At 50.3% G+C, this 18,522-nt stretch carries 23 protein-coding genes; all 23 read left to right on the forward strand.

Features of this window, described 5'->3' with window-relative positions; translation table 11 throughout:
- Positions 1-45 precede the first annotated feature (45 nt).
- Entirely contained in the window at positions 46-240 is a 195-nt protein-coding gene (locus NYE74_RS32825) for a hypothetical protein (RefSeq protein ID WP_341005550.1), read from the forward strand.
- 667 nt (positions 241-907) lie between these two features.
- On the forward strand, positions 908-1,126 hold the full coding sequence (locus tag NYE74_RS32830; protein WP_341005551.1) for a hypothetical protein: 219 nt from the start codon (positions 908-910) through the stop codon (positions 1,124-1,126).
- A 113-nt stretch (positions 1,127-1,239) separates the two neighbouring features.
- Entirely contained in the window at positions 1,240-1,587 is a 348-nt protein-coding gene (locus NYE74_RS32835; RefSeq protein ID WP_341005552.1) for a helix-turn-helix domain-containing protein, read from the forward strand.
- A complete protein-coding gene (locus tag NYE74_RS32840) occupies positions 1,584-2,294 on the forward strand; it encodes a replication protein (RefSeq protein ID WP_341005553.1) in 711 nt (236 codons plus the stop codon). Before NYE74_RS32835 ends, NYE74_RS32840 begins: the two co-directional genes overlap by 4 nt.
- Entirely contained in the window at positions 2,278-2,529 is a 252-nt protein-coding gene (locus NYE74_RS32845; protein WP_341005554.1) for a hypothetical protein, read from the forward strand. Before NYE74_RS32840 ends, NYE74_RS32845 begins: the two co-directional genes overlap by 17 nt.
- Positions 2,530-2,539: 10 nt before the next feature.
- Positions 2,540-2,734 (forward strand): hypothetical protein, encoded by a 195-nt coding sequence (locus NYE74_RS32850; RefSeq protein WP_341005555.1) that lies wholly within the window; start codon positions 2,540-2,542, stop codon positions 2,732-2,734.
- A gap of 308 nt (positions 2,735-3,042) precedes the next feature.
- Positions 3,043-3,540, forward strand: a complete 498-nt coding sequence (locus tag NYE74_RS32855) for a hypothetical protein (RefSeq protein ID WP_341005556.1) — start codon at positions 3,043-3,045, stop codon at positions 3,538-3,540.
- Positions 3,537-5,426: a phage terminase large subunit family protein gene (locus NYE74_RS32860; RefSeq protein ID WP_341005557.1), complete on the forward strand. Its 1,890-nt coding sequence runs from the start codon at positions 3,537-3,539 to the stop codon at positions 5,424-5,426. Before NYE74_RS32855 ends, NYE74_RS32860 begins: the two co-directional genes overlap by 4 nt.
- Before the next feature lie 12 nt (positions 5,427-5,438).
- Entirely contained in the window at positions 5,439-5,672 is a 234-nt protein-coding gene (locus NYE74_RS33460) for a DUF6148 family protein (RefSeq protein ID WP_445323434.1), read from the forward strand.
- A 76-nt stretch (positions 5,673-5,748) separates the two neighbouring features.
- Positions 5,749-7,311 (forward strand): phage portal protein, encoded by a 1,563-nt coding sequence (locus NYE74_RS32865; RefSeq protein ID WP_341005558.1) that lies wholly within the window; start codon positions 5,749-5,751, stop codon positions 7,309-7,311.
- A complete protein-coding gene (locus NYE74_RS32870; protein WP_341005559.1) occupies positions 7,304-8,437 on the forward strand; it encodes a head maturation protease, ClpP-related in 1,134 nt (377 codons plus the stop codon). Before NYE74_RS32865 ends, NYE74_RS32870 begins: the two co-directional genes overlap by 8 nt.
- On the forward strand, positions 8,437-8,835 hold the full coding sequence (locus NYE74_RS32875) for a head decoration protein (protein ID WP_341005560.1): 399 nt from the start codon (positions 8,437-8,439) through the stop codon (positions 8,833-8,835). The genes NYE74_RS32870 and NYE74_RS32875 overlap by 1 nt, the downstream gene beginning before the upstream one ends.
- Before the next feature lie 15 nt (positions 8,836-8,850).
- Positions 8,851-9,906, forward strand: coding sequence for a major capsid protein (locus tag NYE74_RS32880; RefSeq protein ID WP_341005561.1), 1,056 nt, complete (start codon positions 8,851-8,853; stop codon positions 9,904-9,906).
- Positions 9,907-9,916: 10 nt separating this feature from the next.
- The gene (locus tag NYE74_RS32885) at positions 9,917-10,318 is read left to right on the forward strand and encodes a hypothetical protein (RefSeq protein WP_341005562.1); all 402 of its coding nucleotides are present in this window, start codon (positions 9,917-9,919) and stop codon (positions 10,316-10,318) included.
- A complete protein-coding gene (locus NYE74_RS32890) occupies positions 10,305-10,619 on the forward strand; it encodes a hypothetical protein (protein ID WP_341005563.1) in 315 nt (104 codons plus the stop codon). The genes NYE74_RS32885 and NYE74_RS32890 overlap by 14 nt, the downstream gene beginning before the upstream one ends.
- A complete protein-coding gene (locus NYE74_RS32895; protein WP_341005564.1) occupies positions 10,616-11,200 on the forward strand; it encodes a phage tail protein in 585 nt (194 codons plus the stop codon). The genes NYE74_RS32890 and NYE74_RS32895 overlap by 4 nt, the downstream gene beginning before the upstream one ends.
- A gap of 11 nt (positions 11,201-11,211) precedes the next feature.
- Positions 11,212-11,652, forward strand: coding sequence for a hypothetical protein (locus NYE74_RS32900; RefSeq protein WP_341005565.1), 441 nt, complete (start codon positions 11,212-11,214; stop codon positions 11,650-11,652).
- Positions 11,653-11,669: 17 nt separating this feature from the next.
- Positions 11,670-11,987: a hypothetical protein gene (locus NYE74_RS32905; RefSeq protein WP_341005566.1), complete on the forward strand. Its 318-nt coding sequence runs from the start codon at positions 11,670-11,672 to the stop codon at positions 11,985-11,987.
- Complete coding sequence (locus NYE74_RS32910) at positions 11,980-13,422, forward strand: phage tail sheath family protein (RefSeq protein ID WP_341005567.1); 1,443 nt, start codon at positions 11,980-11,982, stop codon at positions 13,420-13,422. The genes NYE74_RS32905 and NYE74_RS32910 overlap by 8 nt, the downstream gene beginning before the upstream one ends.
- A gap of 15 nt (positions 13,423-13,437) precedes the next feature.
- A complete protein-coding gene (locus NYE74_RS32915) occupies positions 13,438-13,956 on the forward strand; it encodes a phage major tail tube protein (RefSeq protein WP_341005568.1) in 519 nt (172 codons plus the stop codon).
- A gap of 17 nt (positions 13,957-13,973) precedes the next feature.
- Complete coding sequence (locus NYE74_RS32920) at positions 13,974-14,315, forward strand: phage tail assembly protein (protein ID WP_341005569.1); 342 nt, start codon at positions 13,974-13,976, stop codon at positions 14,313-14,315.
- Between the two features lie 204 nt (positions 14,316-14,519).
- The gene (locus NYE74_RS32925; protein ID WP_341005570.1) at positions 14,520-17,216 is read left to right on the forward strand and encodes a phage tail tape measure protein; all 2,697 of its coding nucleotides are present in this window, start codon (positions 14,520-14,522) and stop codon (positions 17,214-17,216) included.
- A 199-nt stretch (positions 17,217-17,415) separates the two neighbouring features.
- Positions 17,416-18,522, forward strand: coding sequence for a phage late control D family protein (locus NYE74_RS32930; protein WP_341005571.1), 1,107 nt, complete (start codon positions 17,416-17,418; stop codon positions 18,520-18,522).

Raw genomic sequence — 18,522 nt, forward strand, 5'->3', positions numbered from 1 at the left:
CATACTTATGATAGTATCATAAATAACTAAAGGAGGATTCGAATAATGATCTATGAGGTAGGTATACGCTGGGAAGCGGAAAGAATCAACGTAGAGGCCAAAAATAGCACTGAAGCTAAAAGGAAATTCTGCAAATTGAAAGGGAGGAAATGCAACGATCCTTGGTCCGGAGCCGACATTCTCTCTGCGCGTAAATTAAATATTTCGGAATCAGAAAAAGAACGACCGAAAGTCGTTTGAAACTCATCCCGTAAAAGTCCGCAATTTGCTTATGGGCGTGGTATATTGATATCGTGGACAATCGAGAGAGGACACCGAGGGGCGTGAACATCCCAACGAAATGCCTGACGGCGGAAGGCAAAAAATGATGCTGTGAAAGCTCCGATCCGATGATCCATACAAAACAACATATTGGTGTACAAGCGACTTGCTGCCAGCAGCGCGCGAGCTGGCCGGCAGGGAGCGAAACATGATGTGGTGGCGGAATAGGTAGACGCGGATAAACCCGTTACGCAAACAAAGGGGGCGGGCGAAAGCCAAAAAGCAAAGTTTGTATGCAAGGTGCAAATCCTTGCCCACATCAGCAACATACGCATACTGGCAATGGCTCAGCTGTTCGGCGGTATGCGTAATTTCTTACAAACATTCGTTCGCTGACAACCAGTTGTCACAAAACGACGTTATATTTAAATCAAGTACGGTGCAGGTAGATACCGTACCTGTTAAATGATCTACGGGGAGCCCCGATATCGACTGGGATACGTCCAGTTTTCTTAAACTGGAGAAACGCAGCTCTGAATGAACAACGGCCGTGCTGATTAAGTCGCTCAAACGAGCGGCTTTTTCTTTTGGGAAATGCAGGAAGTGGGCTCCTGGCGTCGAAATGTGATGCTGGGAGGTGATCGATATGGCATTGTCTAAATGCCTGGGTTGTGGAAGCACAAGGTTTGAAATGGTAGAGAATTCCCCTTCCAGCTCAGCGTATAGATTAATGTTTGTTCAGTGCGCATCTTGCGGGGGAGTTGTTGGTGTTATGGACTTCTACAACATTGGCGCCCAAAATGAGAAACTAAAAGCTGCATTGAAAAAAATAGCAAGGGCAAACAACATTCACGTTGATTTGTAGGTTACAAAGCACCCTAACCGGTGCTTTTTCTTTTGCCGTGTGGGATGATATTGAATCAACTTGGTAAATATCATATACTAACCTTGTAAATCACATTGCAAGGAGTTTAGCCAATGAAAACAGTTGATTCAATAGATGTGCCGAAGCTTTTTAAAAAGTCCTGCCGCGAAAACTTTATCGGAGTTCCTTCTGAAATGTTATTGGAACCACATCTGAACGTGTATCAATTCAGAGTGTATTTATGTTTGTATGGTCACATTGGAGGTCACGGCGAATCTAATAAAGCAATGCTGAGTTACTCCACAATAGCCGAGCAAACAGGGATATCCTTACCGAAGGTGAAAAGCGTGGTGAAAGAGCTGGCCGAACTCAGGCTGGTTTCTATTGAAAAGAAAAAGCCTGATTTTGGTGGGAACGCAATGAACTCTTACACTCTATACTATCCGAGTGCCCGACCATGAACGAACCGTTCGTAAAAGTGCCCCATTGGGTAAGTGATTTCCTTGAAACCGCGGATATGAACATGACGCAAAACAGAATCTTTCAGGTTGTGCTCCGACAAACGTTTGGATTCCATCAAAAATCGGCGCCGTTTTCTCAATCCTTTCTTGCGAAGAGGACGACATGTAATCAGCGCCAGATCGCGAGAGAATTAAAAGACCTGGTGCAAAGAAGGATATTGCTGCAGTTCTACAAAGACGGGAAAAGGCATCTTTGTATTAACCCTGCTTTAGCAAATGAGGTGCACAATCAGACGCCTCAAGACGAAAATTCCTATGACTCATTAGACACACCTGACCATGACTCATCAGACATAGGAAGGTATGACTCATCAGACATACAAATAAAGAAAGAATTAAAGAAAGAAGTTAAAGAAAAACATTACATCACTTTGACAAGTGACGCTCATATTTTCATAAAGATTTATCTTAAACACTTCGAGAAAATGATGAAGAAAAAGCACCCAAGAATATCAGCAGCAAACTATGCATTTATAGAAAATCAGATAGATCATTTGGTCTCTTTCGATATTGATGAGGCAGTATGGGAAGAGCAGGTAAAATATCACCTGAACAATTTACCGAAGAATAATAACGGCAGCATTCTACCTTTTCTCAAGGCTTCACATAGATACTTCGAGGTAGGGGTATATGATCAATTTAATTAATACGGCAATTCAAGGACATCCAAACGGGTGGCCTTTTTATTTTGAACAAAACATAGAAAGGGTGAGCTTTATGAATATTGGAGAAAGAGATCAGTTAGTCACATCATTTAAGGACATTGCTGTTGCTTTGATGGAATATCGAAACAAACTGCTTGAACAAGGTTTTACGGCACAGGAAGCGATGCAGATAGTAATTGGATGGCAGGCGGCAATGATATCGAACAATAGGCAGTGAGGTGATGATTATGGAATGGGATGAGACTGCAGGCGAGTTAGTTATTGTTAAGAGCAGCGCCGTGGGAAAGACGGAGGATATGACAAAGGCGGCTGAGTTCTTCCGAGAGTTAGCCCTTAGGCCCGCGCTTGAAACTATGATACCAAAGGCTATGATTGATCGTGTCTTGCCACGGTCGATAGACATTGTGAAGGGTATTGAATAGCATGCGTCACCAAACGCACAGAATGGCCCCTCTGAGCGCTTGACTGAAAACGCGGACGAACACAAGCGGAATATCTGGAACGAGGAAATTCGGGCGATTCTGGCGGTCACGGGTCCTTTTTGGAGGGCCAAATAGGTGCGGGTGCGCGTGAGCCCGAAATCCCGCTAGATTTTGATTTTGAAATTCACTTGCGCTTTCTCTTTGCTAACGCCTAAGAGAGGGCGTTTTTAATTTTCGCTTCGAATTAAGTCTGAAAATTCCAATCAGGCAATTTTCATAGAAAAAATGAAAGTAGGTGGGTGAAATTGGTGAAACCAAAAGCGAAAACCGAATCATTGCAGAATAGGGAAGTTTCCACGTCTGAATTGGCCGGAATCATCGGGAAAACGCCGCAATGGATCAGCCAATTAACCCGCGATGGCATTTTGGAAAAAGTGGGACGGGGGAAATACGTCCTGGCTGATGCAATCCAAGCCTACATAAAACATATTGAAGGCGAATCGTCTGACGGAAAAATCAGCTTCCGAGACGAGAAGGCAGAGCATGAGCGGGTCAAAAAGGAAATTGCAATGCTGGAACTGGAAGAAAAGCGGAACAATCTCCATACTACGGCTGACGTGCAGGATGCTTGGGGGGAGTTGCTGGTTGATTTCCGTGGGAGGTTGTCGAGTTTGCCGCCGAAACTGGCTAACGAATTGTCACATATGACCGACCCGAAGAAGATTCGGATATTGCTGGAGGATAGAATCAGTGTTGCACTCCGGGAACTGGCGAAATATGATCCTCTGGCACGTGATGATTCATGATGAAAGAGCAAAAGCGGCGTACGCTCATGCTGCTCCGCGATACCGTTAAACTGGTTGCTCCGCCGCCGCCGCTAGGTATCGATGAATGGGCAGATGAACACCGGGTATTATCACCTGAAGCTTCTGCGGAGCCTGGTCCATGGAGAACAGACCGCGCTCCATACCAACGGGAACCGATGCGAGCTATTTCTGACCCTAACGTTGAAAAGGTTGTGCTTATGTGGGCCGCACAACTCGGGAAAACGGACCTCCAACTCAACACAATTGGCTATTTTACTGGTCATGACCCGGCCCCAATCATGGTTGTACAGCCTGATTTGACGGTTGCGAGGGACTTTTCTAACGACCGTTTGACCCCGATGTACCGGGATTCGCCGCAGTTGTCGAAGCTTGTCGTCAAAGATAAGAGCCGGGACAGCCGGAACACTATCCTTTATAAGTCGTTTCCGGGCGGAAGAATCAACATTGCCGGGGCCAACTCGCCGGCGTCGCTGGCATCGAAACCGATCCGGGTTGTAATTGCTGACGAAATCGACCGTTTCCCCGTATCTGCGGGCAAGGAAGGCGACCCTGTTTCGCTGGTCACGGCCAGAACCAAGACGTTTTACAATAAAAAGCTGGTGCTGGTATCAACTCCCACAATCAAAGGTGCGTCGCGGATCGAGGAATTGTACGAAGACAGCACGATGGAAGAATTGCATTTGCCGTGCCCTAATTGCAAGGAACTGCAACCACTTGAATTCGGGCGACTGAGATTTGAATACGACAAAGAGTCAAATCAATGTATCAAGGTTGAGCATGAATGTAAGTATTGCGGGTTTAAATTTCCCGAACACGAATGGAAAAAGGACTACGCGAAAAATGCGGTATGGATTCCGCAGAAGAAACACGCTTCCGTTCGCGGGTTCAAGTTAAGTTCCTTGTACGCAACAATCAACGTTACATGGAAGGATATCGTTAACGATTGGTACGAGGCAAACCGGGGCGGCCCCGAGAAGCTCAAGACATTCTTAAACACAGTTCTTGCAGAATCGTGGGAAGAAAAGGGCGAGCAGCTGGACGAAGATATTTTACTGAATCGCCGGGAGATGTATCAAGCGGACGTGCCTGACGGCGTGAAGGTCCTGACGGCAGCCGTCGATACCCAGGACGACCGTTTTGAGGTTGAAGTCCAGGGCTGGGGAGCCGGCCATGAGAATTGGCATATCCAGTACCATGTGATTTACGGCGATCTAAAGCAACCGCGGGTATGGGCCGACCTCGACGAATATTTGAAACGCACATGGGAGGATGCCGAGGGCAGGAAGTTCCCGATCGCATTCACCTGCATGGACTCCGGCGGCCACTTCACAAATGAGGTGTATCGTTTCTGCAAATTGCGGGCAGATCGTCGAATATTCGCGATCAAAGGTGAAGGAACTGGCGATGGCACGCGCCTGCCGTTGATCATTGGCACGTCCACGAATAACCGATACAAGGCGACGGTTGTTCGCCTCGGGGTCGATGAAGGGAAGTCAAAGGTTATGAGCGCCCTGAAAACGCCGATGGTGGACGAGGACGGGTTCAGGATGCAGGGGTATTGTCATTTTCCGTTGTCCACGCCGGAGCGAAACCGTGGGTATGAACGGCAATATTTCGAAGGCTTGACTGCCGAGGCGCTACATACCCGTATGAAAATGGGCGTGCCGTATCAAGTATGGGTGAAGGTGCGGGCGCGGAATGAACAGCTTGACTTGGCGGTGTACAACCGGGCGGCTATCGAGATTCTGCAGCCTGATTTAGAGAATATGCGACCGTTTTGTATGGGGGGGATATCCAGCGCTGCCGGCGTAGCCCCGGTCAATACGAGAAAAAAAGGCGTAGCTAACAAAGGAATTCAAATATAAGGAGTGGGCACCGTGACCAGATTAGAAGAACTGCGGCTCCGATTAACGCAGTATATTGCATGTGAATCCGCGATTTTGAGCGGCGCGCAGACGTATTCAATCGCAGGCAGAAGCCTGACACGAGCGAATTTATCTGAAATCGCTGAAATGATCAGGTACCTGGAGAAAGAAATAGCAGCAGAGGAAGCAAAATCCCGCGGGAAGGGCCGGAACAAAGTGTTCGGCATTATTCCCCGGGATTTTTAATTTCCGTACATGAGAGGGGGTGATCCAGATCAATATTACAGATCGATTTGTCTCATTTTTTAATCCGGAGGCGGGCATGCGGCGAGTAGCAGCTCGGCAAGTTACGCGAGTAATCAATGGGTACGAGCAGGGAGGGGCCAGTCACCAAAAGAAGAGCATGCGCGGCTGGCTTACTTCGGCCCAAAATCCGAAGGATGACATTGACCGCAATCTCGACACGCTGCGCAGCCGGTCCAGGGACCTGTACATGAACGGTCCGATAGGTACGTCGGCGTTAAGGACCACCCGAACGAACGTAATCGGACCTGGCCTGCGGTTAAAAGCAAGGATCAACGCCGAACTGCTGGGGCTTACGACGGAACAAGCGGATGCTTGGTGCGGCCAGGTTGAGGATGAATTCAACCTCTGGGCGGAGTCGAAGCATTCCGACGCGATCCGGATGAACGACTTTTATGACCAGCAGGGTATAGCGTTCCTGGGGATGCTGATGAACGGCGACTCATTCGCCGTTTTTAAACAAGCGAAGCGAATGCCATGGATGCCGTATAGTTTACGAATCCATCTTATCGAGGCGGATCGAATATGTACGCCGCAAGGAAATGGAGTGCTGGGTGACTCCGTGGAAGGTAGGGCAGAGAACGGCAATCGCATCTATTCCGGCGTCGAAATTGACGATGATGGGGCGCTTGTGGCTTATCATATCGCCAATACCTATGCTACCGACTACACCAGCGGGAAAATCCGCGAGTGGGTCAGAGTGGAAGCCTACGGCCGTAACACAGGCCGGCCTAACATACTGCACCTGATGGACACGGAGCGGGCGGAACAACGCCGCGGCGTGCCGCTGCTGGCGCCGGTGATCGAAACGTTGAAGCAGATCACAAGGTACACAGAGGCCGAGTTGATGGCAGCGGTCATATCCGCAATGTTCACCATTTTTATCAAGACTACTGGGCCAACTTCGGAAAACCCTATGAGCGATATGCTTGCGCAAAGCCAGAAGGTAGCTCCAGACGATCCCAACAACTATGAAATGGGGGCGGGGGCGATCAACGTCCTGGGGCAGGGTGAGGAGATCCAGATTGCCGATCCTAAACGCCCTAATTCCAGCTTTGATCCGTTCGTCCGCTCGCTGTGCCTTTACGTGGGGGCGGCGCTTGAAATCCCGTATGAACTGCTGCTTAAAAACTTCCAGTCGTCCTATTCAGCGTCCAGAGCAGCGCTGTTAGAAGCTTGGAAAATGTTCCGCATGCGCCGCCAATGGACGGCGAAAGAGTTTTGCCAGCCAATTTATGAAGAATGGCTTGCTGAAGCTATAGCACTCGGTCGCATTCGTGCGCCCGGGTTTTTTGGCGATCCAAGAATTCGGCGCGCATGGTGTCAGGCGGAATGGAATGGACCTGCGCCGGGGCAACTCGATCCAGTCAAGGAAGTCGAAGCAGCTGAACGCAGGATTGCTCTCGGCCTAAGCACAAGGGAGAGGGAAGCGATTGAGGCGAACGGAAGTGACTTTTGGACGAACATCCAGCGGCAGCAAATTGAAAACGAAGCTTTGCAGAAGGCTGGGCTGTCCACATCGATCGCGAAGCCGGCCGCACCATCCAATCCAGGAAAGGAGGTGAACAAAGAAGATGAGTAAATTTTGGAGCTTTAAAAATCTCAGCGATGAAGAAGCCGAACTGCGTATTGAGGGCGAGATTATCAGCGACGACGACGCTTGGTTTTACGAATGGCTTGGTATCCCAGCGGCCAGCCCAAACACGTTTAAAACGCAGCTCGCTGAATTTAAGGGAAAGAACATCACGGTTTGGGTGGACAGTTGGGGTGGTGATGTTTTCGCGGCTATGGGGATTTATAACGCCCTCCAGGAGCATAAAAAGCAATCGGGACACGTTGTTGCGAAGATCACAAAAGGCGTTTCGGCTGGCTCCATTATTCCGATGGCGGCAGACGAGATTCTTATCAGCCCTGGCGGGATTATGATGGCTCATAACCCTTGGACTCAAGCACAAGGGGAATACAAAGACATGATTAAAGCTGCCGAGGTCCTGAATGAGGTCAAGGAAGCGATCCTGAATATCTACGAGGGAAGAACCAAGTCAAGTCGAGAGCATTTATCACAGTTGATGGATGAAACGACTTGGATGAGTGCTCAAAAAGCCGTAAACGAAAAGTTTGCAGACGGGATCCTGTACCAGGAAGGCGGTACCGACCCCGTTCAAAATTCGTTCTCGTTTAGCATGAAGGCCATTCAAAATAGCACTGATTCGGCGATGAGACGCTTTTTCGAGCAATGGCAAAAGGTAAATCCAGCTGCCGGCGGTGCTGAATCGGCGCCGCAAAACAAAAACGCAAAGGAGAGTGACGACGTGCCTATCACAAATATTGAAGAACTGAAAAACGAGTACCCGCAACTGTATAACCAACTTGTCGATCAGGTTACGAAAGATGCAGTAACTGCAGAGCGGAACCGGATTAAGGAGATCGAAGAAATCGCCAACACCGTCTCCCCGGAACTGGTCAATAAGGCTAAATATGAGGAGCCTATGAATGCTGAAAAGCTGGCTTTCTTAGCTCTGAAACAGGATGCCGGCCGCGGCGAGGCATTTATCAATGCTCGCCAGCAAGAGTTGCAAAACAATGGCGGCATCCAATCACAAACACCATTGGACGGCGACCAGAAGAAGGTCCAGGAAGCTGCTCAAATCGATGCTATTGCAAACGCGATGAATGCCCAAAGAGGCGGAATGGAGGCGAAAAATTAATGGCAAACCTTTGGAATGATAACTTTGGCTCGACAACGCCGGATAATCTGTTTTACGACACGAAACACCCGACGGATATTAAAGCCGTGACGCTTAAAGCAGGCCAAGGCGTGCTTAAAAGGGGTACGGTCGTCGGGATCGTAACGGCAGACAGCCTGGCCGTACCTGTTGATAGTTCCAAGACTGACGGCAGCCAGCTGGCCGACTCCATCCTGACGGATACGATCGACACCGGGGCCGCAGGGGCGACCGATAATGTCGTCACAACTGCTTACAGCTCCGGCTCGTTCAATCGCCAGGCCCTCATTTTTGGCGGCACTGATACGGCCGATAAGCACGAAGAGCGCTTGCGCACGCTGGGCATCTTTATCAAAGATGTTCAAGCTTATGAAGGTTAAGGGGGAAACCATATAATGGCTATGAATTTGGATTTGTACAGAACTACGACAATGCTGCAGGCTATTAATAAGACAATGCCGCTGCGGAAGTTTTTCAGCAGCACATTTTTCCCGAGAGTTACGACGTTTGTTACTGAAAACGTGATTTTCGATTACAAGAAGGGCAAGCGCCCGATGGCGCCATTCGTGGCACCGCGTGTTGGTGGTATCACAGTGGCCCGTGATGGTTACCAAACCAAGGAATACAAGGCGCCGAAGATCGCGCCACAGCGGATTTTGACGATTGACGACCTAATGACCCGTGGTATGGGTGAAAATGTATTCAGCCAGCGCACGCCGGCGCAACGTCAAGCCGAAATGCTTGCCAAAGACCTCTCAGAACTTGAGGATATGAACGCTCGTCGGATCGAATGGATGGCTAGAGAGTTGTTCTTGGGTCATTCGATCGTTGTGAAAGGTTACATCGATAGACTGGATTCCGAGTATGTTGAGGACGAAATCAACTACGGTTTTGACAATAAGGTGACTTTGGCCGGCACCAATAGATGGAAAGATGCTGGTTCCGCCGGTAAAAAGCTGAAGAACCTGAAGGATTGGCGGCTTGAGGTTATTAAAAAATCCGGAAGCGCCCCGACGATGGTTATATTTGGACAAGGGGCATGGGAGGATTTTAGGCAAGATCCTGAAATTCAAAAGTTGGTTGACCAACAAAACGCCACCCTTGCACTGATGAATCCGAGCGTTATCAACGAAGCTTTGACATTTGTAGGACGTCTTCCTGAACTTGGCATGGAAATGTACACCTACAATGACTGGTTTATCGATGATAATAACACTGAGCAGCCATATATCCCTGACGATTATGTTATCCTTTGCCGGCCGAATCTGGGCGGCTTTTCTTATGGCGCTGTAACCCAAATGGAGGCAGATGGTCAGTTTCATACTTATGAGGGCACGCGTATTCCTAAGTCTTGGGCGGACCAAAACAGCGATGCCCGTATGATTCGCTTAAGCACTCGCCCGATACCAATCCCAGATGATATTGACGGCTGGTTCGTCGCTCAGGTATAGGAGGCGCCCTATGAGTTTGAAAGTAAAAAAATATAACAAGGTTTTGGCTGGTGACCGGATGTATAAGGCGGGGGAGATCATCCCTCCTTTGGATGAAACGGAAGAACAGCGCTTGCTGGAACTCGGCGTTTGTGAACTAGCACCTGATATTCGGCCGGCGCAAACGGGGCTTGCAAATGACGAGGACTCGATGGTCAATCCGCCTGGTCTAGCTGTTGGAGGTCAGCTCCCGCTCGTTGGCCTGGTCCTCTCCGTCGAGGAATTCGCCGAGTTGAAAGCCGATGAGCAAAAGGCCCATCTTAAAGCCTTGACGATTGAGCCGGCCGGCAAGGAAGAGGACCGTATTGCCCAATACGAGGAGTGGTACGCCAACCAACTGCCGCTGGATGGTGATCTGAATGTCCAGCTTTAAAGACCAGCTCGCAAGGGACGTTGAAAATGTGTTCATGAACCTCGAAGAATTTGCAAATGAGCACACGATCGATGGTCGAACAATGCCCGTCATAGTGGATGCGAGCGACAATCTAAGCCCCCTTGATTACGCTGAGGGGGTTTCTGTGCTGCGCAAAATCATTCACGTTGAGTCAGCGACACTCGGATATACGCCGAGGAAAGGACAGGTCATTAATTTTGACGGGGATCGATTCACTGTTGCGCTGGTAAACGATGCTGCAGGCATGTTCGTTATCACACTGGAGGCGAATCTGGATTGAAAACGGAGGGCTTGAGGGAGGCTGTCAAAAGCACCAAGGCGCTACGTCACAGGATGCAGGAGGCGGCTTCTAAGGCCCTGAACCGGGTAGGCCAGGGCGTTATGACGGAAGCCAGCCGCAAGCTGCGGGAGACGTACAACGTCAAGGCGCAAGATGTGAAGGCGTCCATGCGGATCGTGCTCTCTGCGGCCGATGCAGGCGAGGTTATCATTAAAGCCAAGGGGCCTAATCTGCCGCTCAGAGCTTTCAAATTGACGCCGAAACAGGCTAACCCAGCGAAGCCTAAGCCCGTAAAGGTTGCGGTGAAGCGGGGAAATACAAAAAAGATTGGTTCAGCCTTTATCCATGCTGGCTCAGGCGGAATACGTGTTTTGAAGAGGAAGCACCCGCACGGCCAGAGCGGCAGAAAACGTGCAAGAAATGCCAAAAAGGATTATCCCGAGCTGCCAATTACCGAGCTGCACGGCCCTGCAATCCCTGTCATGCTCAATGAGCCGCAGGTGATCAAGCACATCGAGGATGAGGCCGAGAACCGTATGCTTAAACGGTTGGAGCACGAAGTAGGACGAATACTGAAATGAGGTGAAAGGCGTTGTCCACGCCGATACTGCTTAGCGGAGCTATTAAACGGTTTATTGAGGACGTGCTGTCGGATTATGTTTCGGAGCAGGTGCAGGTCCATGAGGGATATCTCCCGTCAAAGACAGCCGAAAACATCAATACACCGGATTATCCTTATGTCATCGTTCGGCTGCACACTGGAGACGCACAGGACAGCGGGCATGTGGTAAATGTACTGCTCTATTTTGGTACGAAATCCGATGATGACGAAGGTTTCAAGGACGTTTTGAACGTTATGGAGCATGTACGCATAGCCCTGCTCAAGCAAAGGGTTATTGAAAAACGGTTTAGGATGGAGCTTCCGTACTCGTGGGAGCTCTTCGAGGGCCAGCCGCAGCCGGAATGGGTTGGGATGGCAAAGACAAAGTGGACCCTTCCGGCGGTGCTGGAAGAGGTCCCTTTTGACTATTAGAAGGGAGGCAAGATGGAATGAGTGATGAAAATGTCAAAAGCGATCCTGTAGAGGTCAAAAAATCACCAAAACAGGCGAAAACCATGACCACTAAGCCGGTGCCAATGATTTATGTCGGCCCCAGTTTGGAGAGGGGACGCCTGAATCAATACACGGTATTTTCCGGCGGCCTGCCAGTGACGCTGGATGATCTCAAAGAGAAGTATCCGCAGCTCACCGATTTAATTGTGCCGGTATCCGAGCTGGCATACACACAAAAACGCATCGCCACGCCGGGAACATTCGAGCAAGTGGCATTTGAATCTATCAAGAATGGAGGCGGAGTAGTTGGCTAACCACGGTATCACGATTAATGAAACGGCCACATCGTTGTTAAGCCCTGTCGAGGCCACGGCCGGACTGCCGATTGTGGTGGGTACGGCTCCAGTCAACCAGTCCAAAGAGACGACGATACCAGTTAATGTACCTATCCTTTGCTACAGCTTCGCGGAGGCAGTCGGGGCGTTTGGTTACTCAAGCGACTGGCAGAAATACACTCTATGCGAGTTCATGGATAGTCATTTCCGGCAATACGCGCTCAAGCCGGTTGTATTTATCAACGTCCTTAACCCGGCTGAACACTTCACTGCTGTTCCTTCTGCCTCTAAAGCAGTGGTTAACCGCATGGTGACGCTGGCGGAGGAAGGCATCCTGCTTAACACCGTGGTCGTTAAGGACTCTGGTGGCACAACCACATACAAAAAGGACACGGATTACACGCTGGCATTTAATTCTGATGGCTACGTGGTAATTTCGCTTAAGTCTACGGTGCCCGCTGATACTAAAGAGCTCAGCGTGGCATATTCCAAGCTTGATCCGGGGGCTGTCGACTCTACGGATATCATCGGCGGAGTGAGCCCGGAAGGCAAGGTGACGGGCCTGGAGCTTATTCAGGAGGTCTTTCCGCGCTTTGGGCTGGTCCCGGGTCTTATTCTGGCCCCTGGCTATTCCAGCGACCCCGTTGTCGCTTCGGTGATGACGGCGAAGGCATCAAACATAAACAGTGTGTTTAAAGCCTTGGCCCTCACGGACATTGACACCACGGAGGCCAAACGCTATACGGATGTGCCGCTCTGGAAAAACAGCAACAATTACACATCGGATATGCAGGTGCCGCTCTGGCCTATGATCAAGCTGGGGGAATACAAATACCACATGTCCACTCAACTGGCGGGTGTGATCGGAGCGACGGATGCAGCAAATGCCGGAATTCCCTCCGTGTCTCCGTCCAATAAGTCGTTTAAGGCTAACGGCTTGGTTTTGGCTGACGGTACAGACGTGCTGTTGGGGCTTGACCAATCCAACTACCTTAACAGCCAGGGCATTGTGACCGGGCTCAATTTTATCGGCGGCCTGAAGGCGTGGGGGAACTACACTGCTGCTTATCCGGCAGTAACGGATCCGAAAGACTGCTTTATTCCGATTCGCCGCATGTTCAATTGGGTGGGGAATTCACTCGTTTTAACGTACTGGCAAAAGGTAGACGATCCGATGAACAAGAGATTGACCCAGACGGTGGTCGATAGCATCAACATCTGGCTCAACGGGCTCACTTCCAGCGGAAACCTGCTCGGCGGGCGAGTTGAGTTCCGGGCAGAGGACAACCCGACAACAAGCCTTATGGCTGGGGTCGTACGGTTTAAAATCTTCTTAACTCCGCCGGGACCGGCGCAAGAGCTGGTAATGGATCTTGAGTACGACACAAGCTACCTGTCTGTACTGGCAGCTTAAGGGGGGGGATGAACTATGAAGCAAATTCAGGAGAAATTAAACAATTTCAATGCGTACAGAAACGGAACAGAGTACCTTGGGGTGGTGGACGTAGAACTACCCAGCCTTGAATCTATGTCAGAAACGGTGAGCGGAGCGGGCATTGGTGGGGAAATCGACTCCCCTAACCTGGGTCATTTTGGATCGATGACGACGACGCTTAACTGGCGCACTCTCGCCAAGCCGAATTTCGTTTTGGCTCGGCAGGAGTCCCACCAGCTCGATTTTCGTGGGTCGATTCAGGAATATGACACTGCCACATCAACTTACAAGCAGGTCGGGGTTAGGGTGGCTATGAGGGCCATGCCCAAAAATACGCCGTTGGGTACACTGGCCGTAGGAGCTACCATGGATAACAGCAACGAGATGGAAGTCACTTATCTTAAGGTGGATTACGATGGCTCCACCGTGGTAGAGATCGACAAATTTAATATGATCTGTGTAATCGACGGCGTAGACTTTCTTGCTCAAGTACGGGCTAATCTGGGTATGTAAGAGAGGAGCAAATATATATGTCAACCGAAAAAAAGAATACCGAAGTACAAGCCCTGGCCGATGAGCGCGTTTATAAGCTTATGCGGCCTATTGTTTTCGACGGCAAAGAAATCACGGAACTGACGCTCGATTTCGAGAGTTTGGACGGCAACGATTTGCTGGCCTGTGTAAAGCAGGCTCGGCGGATCGATCCGGAAGAAGGGATTGTGGCTCCAGTCCGAGCTACTACCATCAGTTATCAGGTCACAGTAGCTGCAAAAGCTGCAAATGTTGTACCTGAACTTATCCAGTCGCTTAAGGGATCTGACTTTTCTCAAGTCACCCAGAAAGCGGCTAATTTTTTGCTCTTACAGGGCTAGGAGACGACATAGAGCGCGGGCTGAGGGAAGCCATCGTTATGCTGGCCTCTGTCCCCGGCTCTACGTTTGAGTATTGGCTCAATCAGAGCATTGACGAGCTCTCAAAATGGGCCGCGGCTGTTGAATCTGTCAATAAACGAAGGGCAAAGGCAGACGCAAACACAGCCCCTCGGGGGCGGAAAGGTCGCAGGAGGTGAGTAAACATTGGCCGGAAAAACGTACAAAATAGCCTTTGAACTGGCGGCAAAACTCGCCGGATCATACACCACGTCCATGACTCGGGCCCTGGGCGACCTGAATGACCTTGAGGAAAAGGCCCGGCGGCTCAACTCTATCCGGATATCGGATGATATGGTCCGGCCGTTGAGGGACGGTTTGCGCCATCTGGAGCGGGATTTTCAAGAAATCCGCACCGCTCCAAAGCCAACAGGGATTTTTACAAACCTTAATCAAGAACTGAAGGAAGCGGCCAGAGAGTCCAGGCAACTGCTCACCAATCTGCAGCAAATACGCGGCATACGCATGCCGGGTAACATGTTCGGTAATGACATGCGCCGATATTTGCGAGATGTGGAAGAGTTGGAGCGGCGAATGCGGGACCTGCAAAATGCTGGTGGTCCGGGCAGTGGCGGCGGTGGTCCTGATGGTGGAGGTGGAATCGGCGGTGCTGCAGGGGCTATAGGAGCAGTTGGCCTTGTTGGCGGCGCGGCCTTAGCTGGAGCAGCTGCATTTGGAGCGGCTGGAGTGGCAACATACAACTTTGCCGACGAATATTCCAGTGCCATGGCCCAAATTAAAGCGGCTACGGGTGCTTCCGCGGGGGAAATGGACAACTTCGGCAAGGTTGCCCAATCTCTGTATAACCAAGGCCTGGGAGAGGGGTTCTACGACCTCGCTCAGTCGATCAGTATAGTCCGGCAGGTGACTAAGCAAACAGGCGCCGAGTTGGAAGATTCCACAAAGTATGCTATTGCATATGCCGATACATTTGGCGAGGACATAACCCAGTCAATCAAGGCAGCGGACACGATGGTCAAGAACTTCGGTATCACGAGCGAACAGGCGTACAACCTTTTAGCTCAAGGGGCTCAGAAAGGGCTGAACAAGTCCGACGAGCTGATTGATACAGCGAATGAGTACGCTCCGTATTTTGCTAAATTGGGCTTCTCGGCGGATCAAATGTTTGATATATTCGCAGCTGGATTAGAGGCAGGGGCCTTTAATCTCGACAAGGTTGGGGATGGTATCAAGGAGTTTGGAATCCGGACAAAAGACGGGTCGAAGGCATCCCTTGAAGCATACAAAGCTATCGGTCTTAATGGTCAGGAAATGACAAAACAGTTCGCTGAGGGCGGGGTAACTGCCCAGAAGGCTTTCCTGGCCACGGTTAAAGCGATCAATTCCATAAGTGATGCCGAAAAGAAAAACGCTGTTTCAGTGCAACTGTTCGGCACGCAGGCCGAAGATCTCGAAGAACGTGTAATCAAGGCTTACGGAAATGTACAAAAACAATTCGACATGACCAAGGCGACGATGGAAGAGATCACGGAAATAAAATACAGTACCATCGGCAAAGCATTTTCGGGCATCGGTAGACAATTGCAGACGACGTTCCTTCTGCCGTTGTCGCAGGCAGCCCTCCCCTTGCTACAAAAATTCAGTAACTGGTTTCAGGTTAAAATTCCTGTGATTCAGGGGTTCTTCTCCAAGATGGGAGGCTTTATATCAGCAACCGCCGGGAAGATCGGCGGAAAACTCCAGCCAGCTTTTGAAAAGGCGTTAAGCGGAGACTTCGTGGGCGCTGGACTTGATATCGCAAAAATGTTTGGACTATCTGATAGTGACGCCGCATCTGTACAGGACACCATCGGCTCAGTTTTTGCGGACCTCAAGGGAATTAGTGGCGAACTTATGGGCTCGTTCAAATCGATGGCCCCGACATTTCAGAGCATTTTCGGCAGTATAGGGGACATATTTAAACAGATACTGCCCATTGCTCTCAAGGTAGGGGCTACGTTGTACAAAGTCGGAACAAATATCCTCAAGGGTATTATGCCAGCTGTTCAGTACATCAGTTCTAAGTTGTGGCCCATCATTTCAAAAGTCTTCGGGTTCATTGCCGATGACATTGCGCCGGCAGTGAGTCGGGCGTTTGACGCAATGCTTCCAACAATCGTTTCCGTATCCTCCAAGGTAGGCAGCACCTTTATGGCATTATTTAACTTCGTCAAGCCAGTGATCGACGCTTTGGTCGGAGCGTTTAATTTCGCATTCCCAACGATTAAGGCTGTGGTTCTCTCTGTAATACATTCCGTTTCCGGCATATTTAACGGGCTGATGACTACCATCGGCGGCGTTTTAGACTTCATAACAGGGGTTTTCACGGGGGACTGGGGAAAGGCATGGCAGGGGGTTGTCGATGTCTTCGACGGCATATTCTCCGCCTTGGTCTCAATTCTGAAGGTTCCTATTAATGCGGTCATTGGCCTGATTAATCAGGTTTTTGAAAAAATCGGAACGGTCAGCATTGATATCCCCGATTGGGTGCCGGGATTTGGTGGCAAGACGCTTGGATTCGAGCTGCCGCAGATTCCCCTATTGGCAGCCGGCGGGGTGACTACCGGCCCGACGTTGGCAATGATCGGCGAAGGGGCAGAACAAGAGGCGGTCTTGCCGCTGTCGAAGCTGGAGAGCCTTTTGGGTTTTGCGGGAGGCGCAGGATCTGGAGGTAGCGGCGGCGGTGATATCTACGTGGATTTCGCGCCTCAAATTACTATCCAAGGCGGCGGTGACTCCAGCATTAAAGAGCAGGTACGGCAGGGCGTCGCTATGACACTGCCGGAACTGGAGCGCATGCTGCAGCAGTTGGCAAATCAACGCAAGAGGGTGAGTTTTTCGTGACTTATACCACTACACAAGGAGATGCCTGGGACGGTATCTCCTTTAAGCTTTTTGGGACAGAGCGATATGTGCCTGAATTGATAATGGCCAACCTTGAGCATAGGAATACCGTGATCTTTGGCGGGGGAGAGGTCCTTAACGTCCCTGCGATCCCGGATGAGGAATCAGCCACGCTGCCACCGTGGAAAAGAGGTGCAGGATGAAGACTGTGGACGCGCGCAGGGCCGAACTGGAGTTGTCTTACAACGGATACGACCTGTCTATTGATATCGCAAAGTATCTGACTGATTTTTCATATAACGATGCGCCAAGCGGCGAGCTTGACGACCTGCAGATCACCATTCAGGACCGGGATAACAAGTGGCAAACCCCGGAGTGGATGCCGCTGCCCGGCGACAGCCTCAAGGCAGCTATCCGGATCCGGCATTGGGATAAGCCTGGGACGGCCCAGAAGCTTACCTTGGGCGATTTCGAGGTGGATAGCGTGGAAGTGTCTGGTCCGCCGAGTGTCGTCCAAATCAAAGGCGTGAGCCTGGGGGTTCGCTCGAACATCCGGCAGGAAAAGCGCAGCAAAGCCTGGGAAAAGGTGACGCTTCGCTCCATTGCTGGGGAGATAGCCAAAAGAGCGGGATATAAGCTTGTGTATTCTGCGCCAGTTAACCCGACATATGACCGGCTGGATCAGACGGAACAGTCTGACCTCGAATTTTTGCTGCAACAGACAAAATCAGAGGGGATCGCGCTAAAAGTAACCGACAAGCAGTTGGTGCTTTTCGACGAATTTGAGTACGAGAAAAAGGCGCCGGTGGCTACGTACACCATTGGCAAGGACAAAGTTCTCTCCTACACCTTCGGTTTTTCCCTGTCCTATGCGGCATATGTGGCCTGCGAGATCAGCTACACGCAACCACAAACAAAGAAAAAGAAGACCGCAAAGACCTCCAGTACAGCGACTGCATTGGTAGCAGCAGCAAAAGGGAGCAGCAAGACTACCAAGACCTATAGGGTCAGGTATGTTCCGCCAGGCGCTCCGACCATTGGGCCTGTTTTGAAGATAAATGAGAAAGTAACCGGCAAAGCCGAAGCATTGAGAAAGGCCCGTAATGCGCTGCGGGAAAAGAATAAGGATATGGGGCGCTCAAGTCTGTCGATCGTCGGTGACATCCGGATGGCTGCTGGGGTAGTCATTGAAATCGGCGGAGTGGGGACCTTCAACGGCAAATATTTAGTTGAGAGTGCTTCGCATAAAATAGGCAGCGGCGGTTATGTAACCGACTTAACTATAAGGCCAGTATTGGGGTGGTAA

The sequence above is a fragment of the Paenibacillus sp. FSL P4-0127 genome, from assembly GCF_038007325.1.
In the GTDB taxonomy this organism is placed as follows: Bacteria; Bacillota; Bacilli; order Paenibacillales; family Paenibacillaceae; genus Fontibacillus; species Fontibacillus macerans.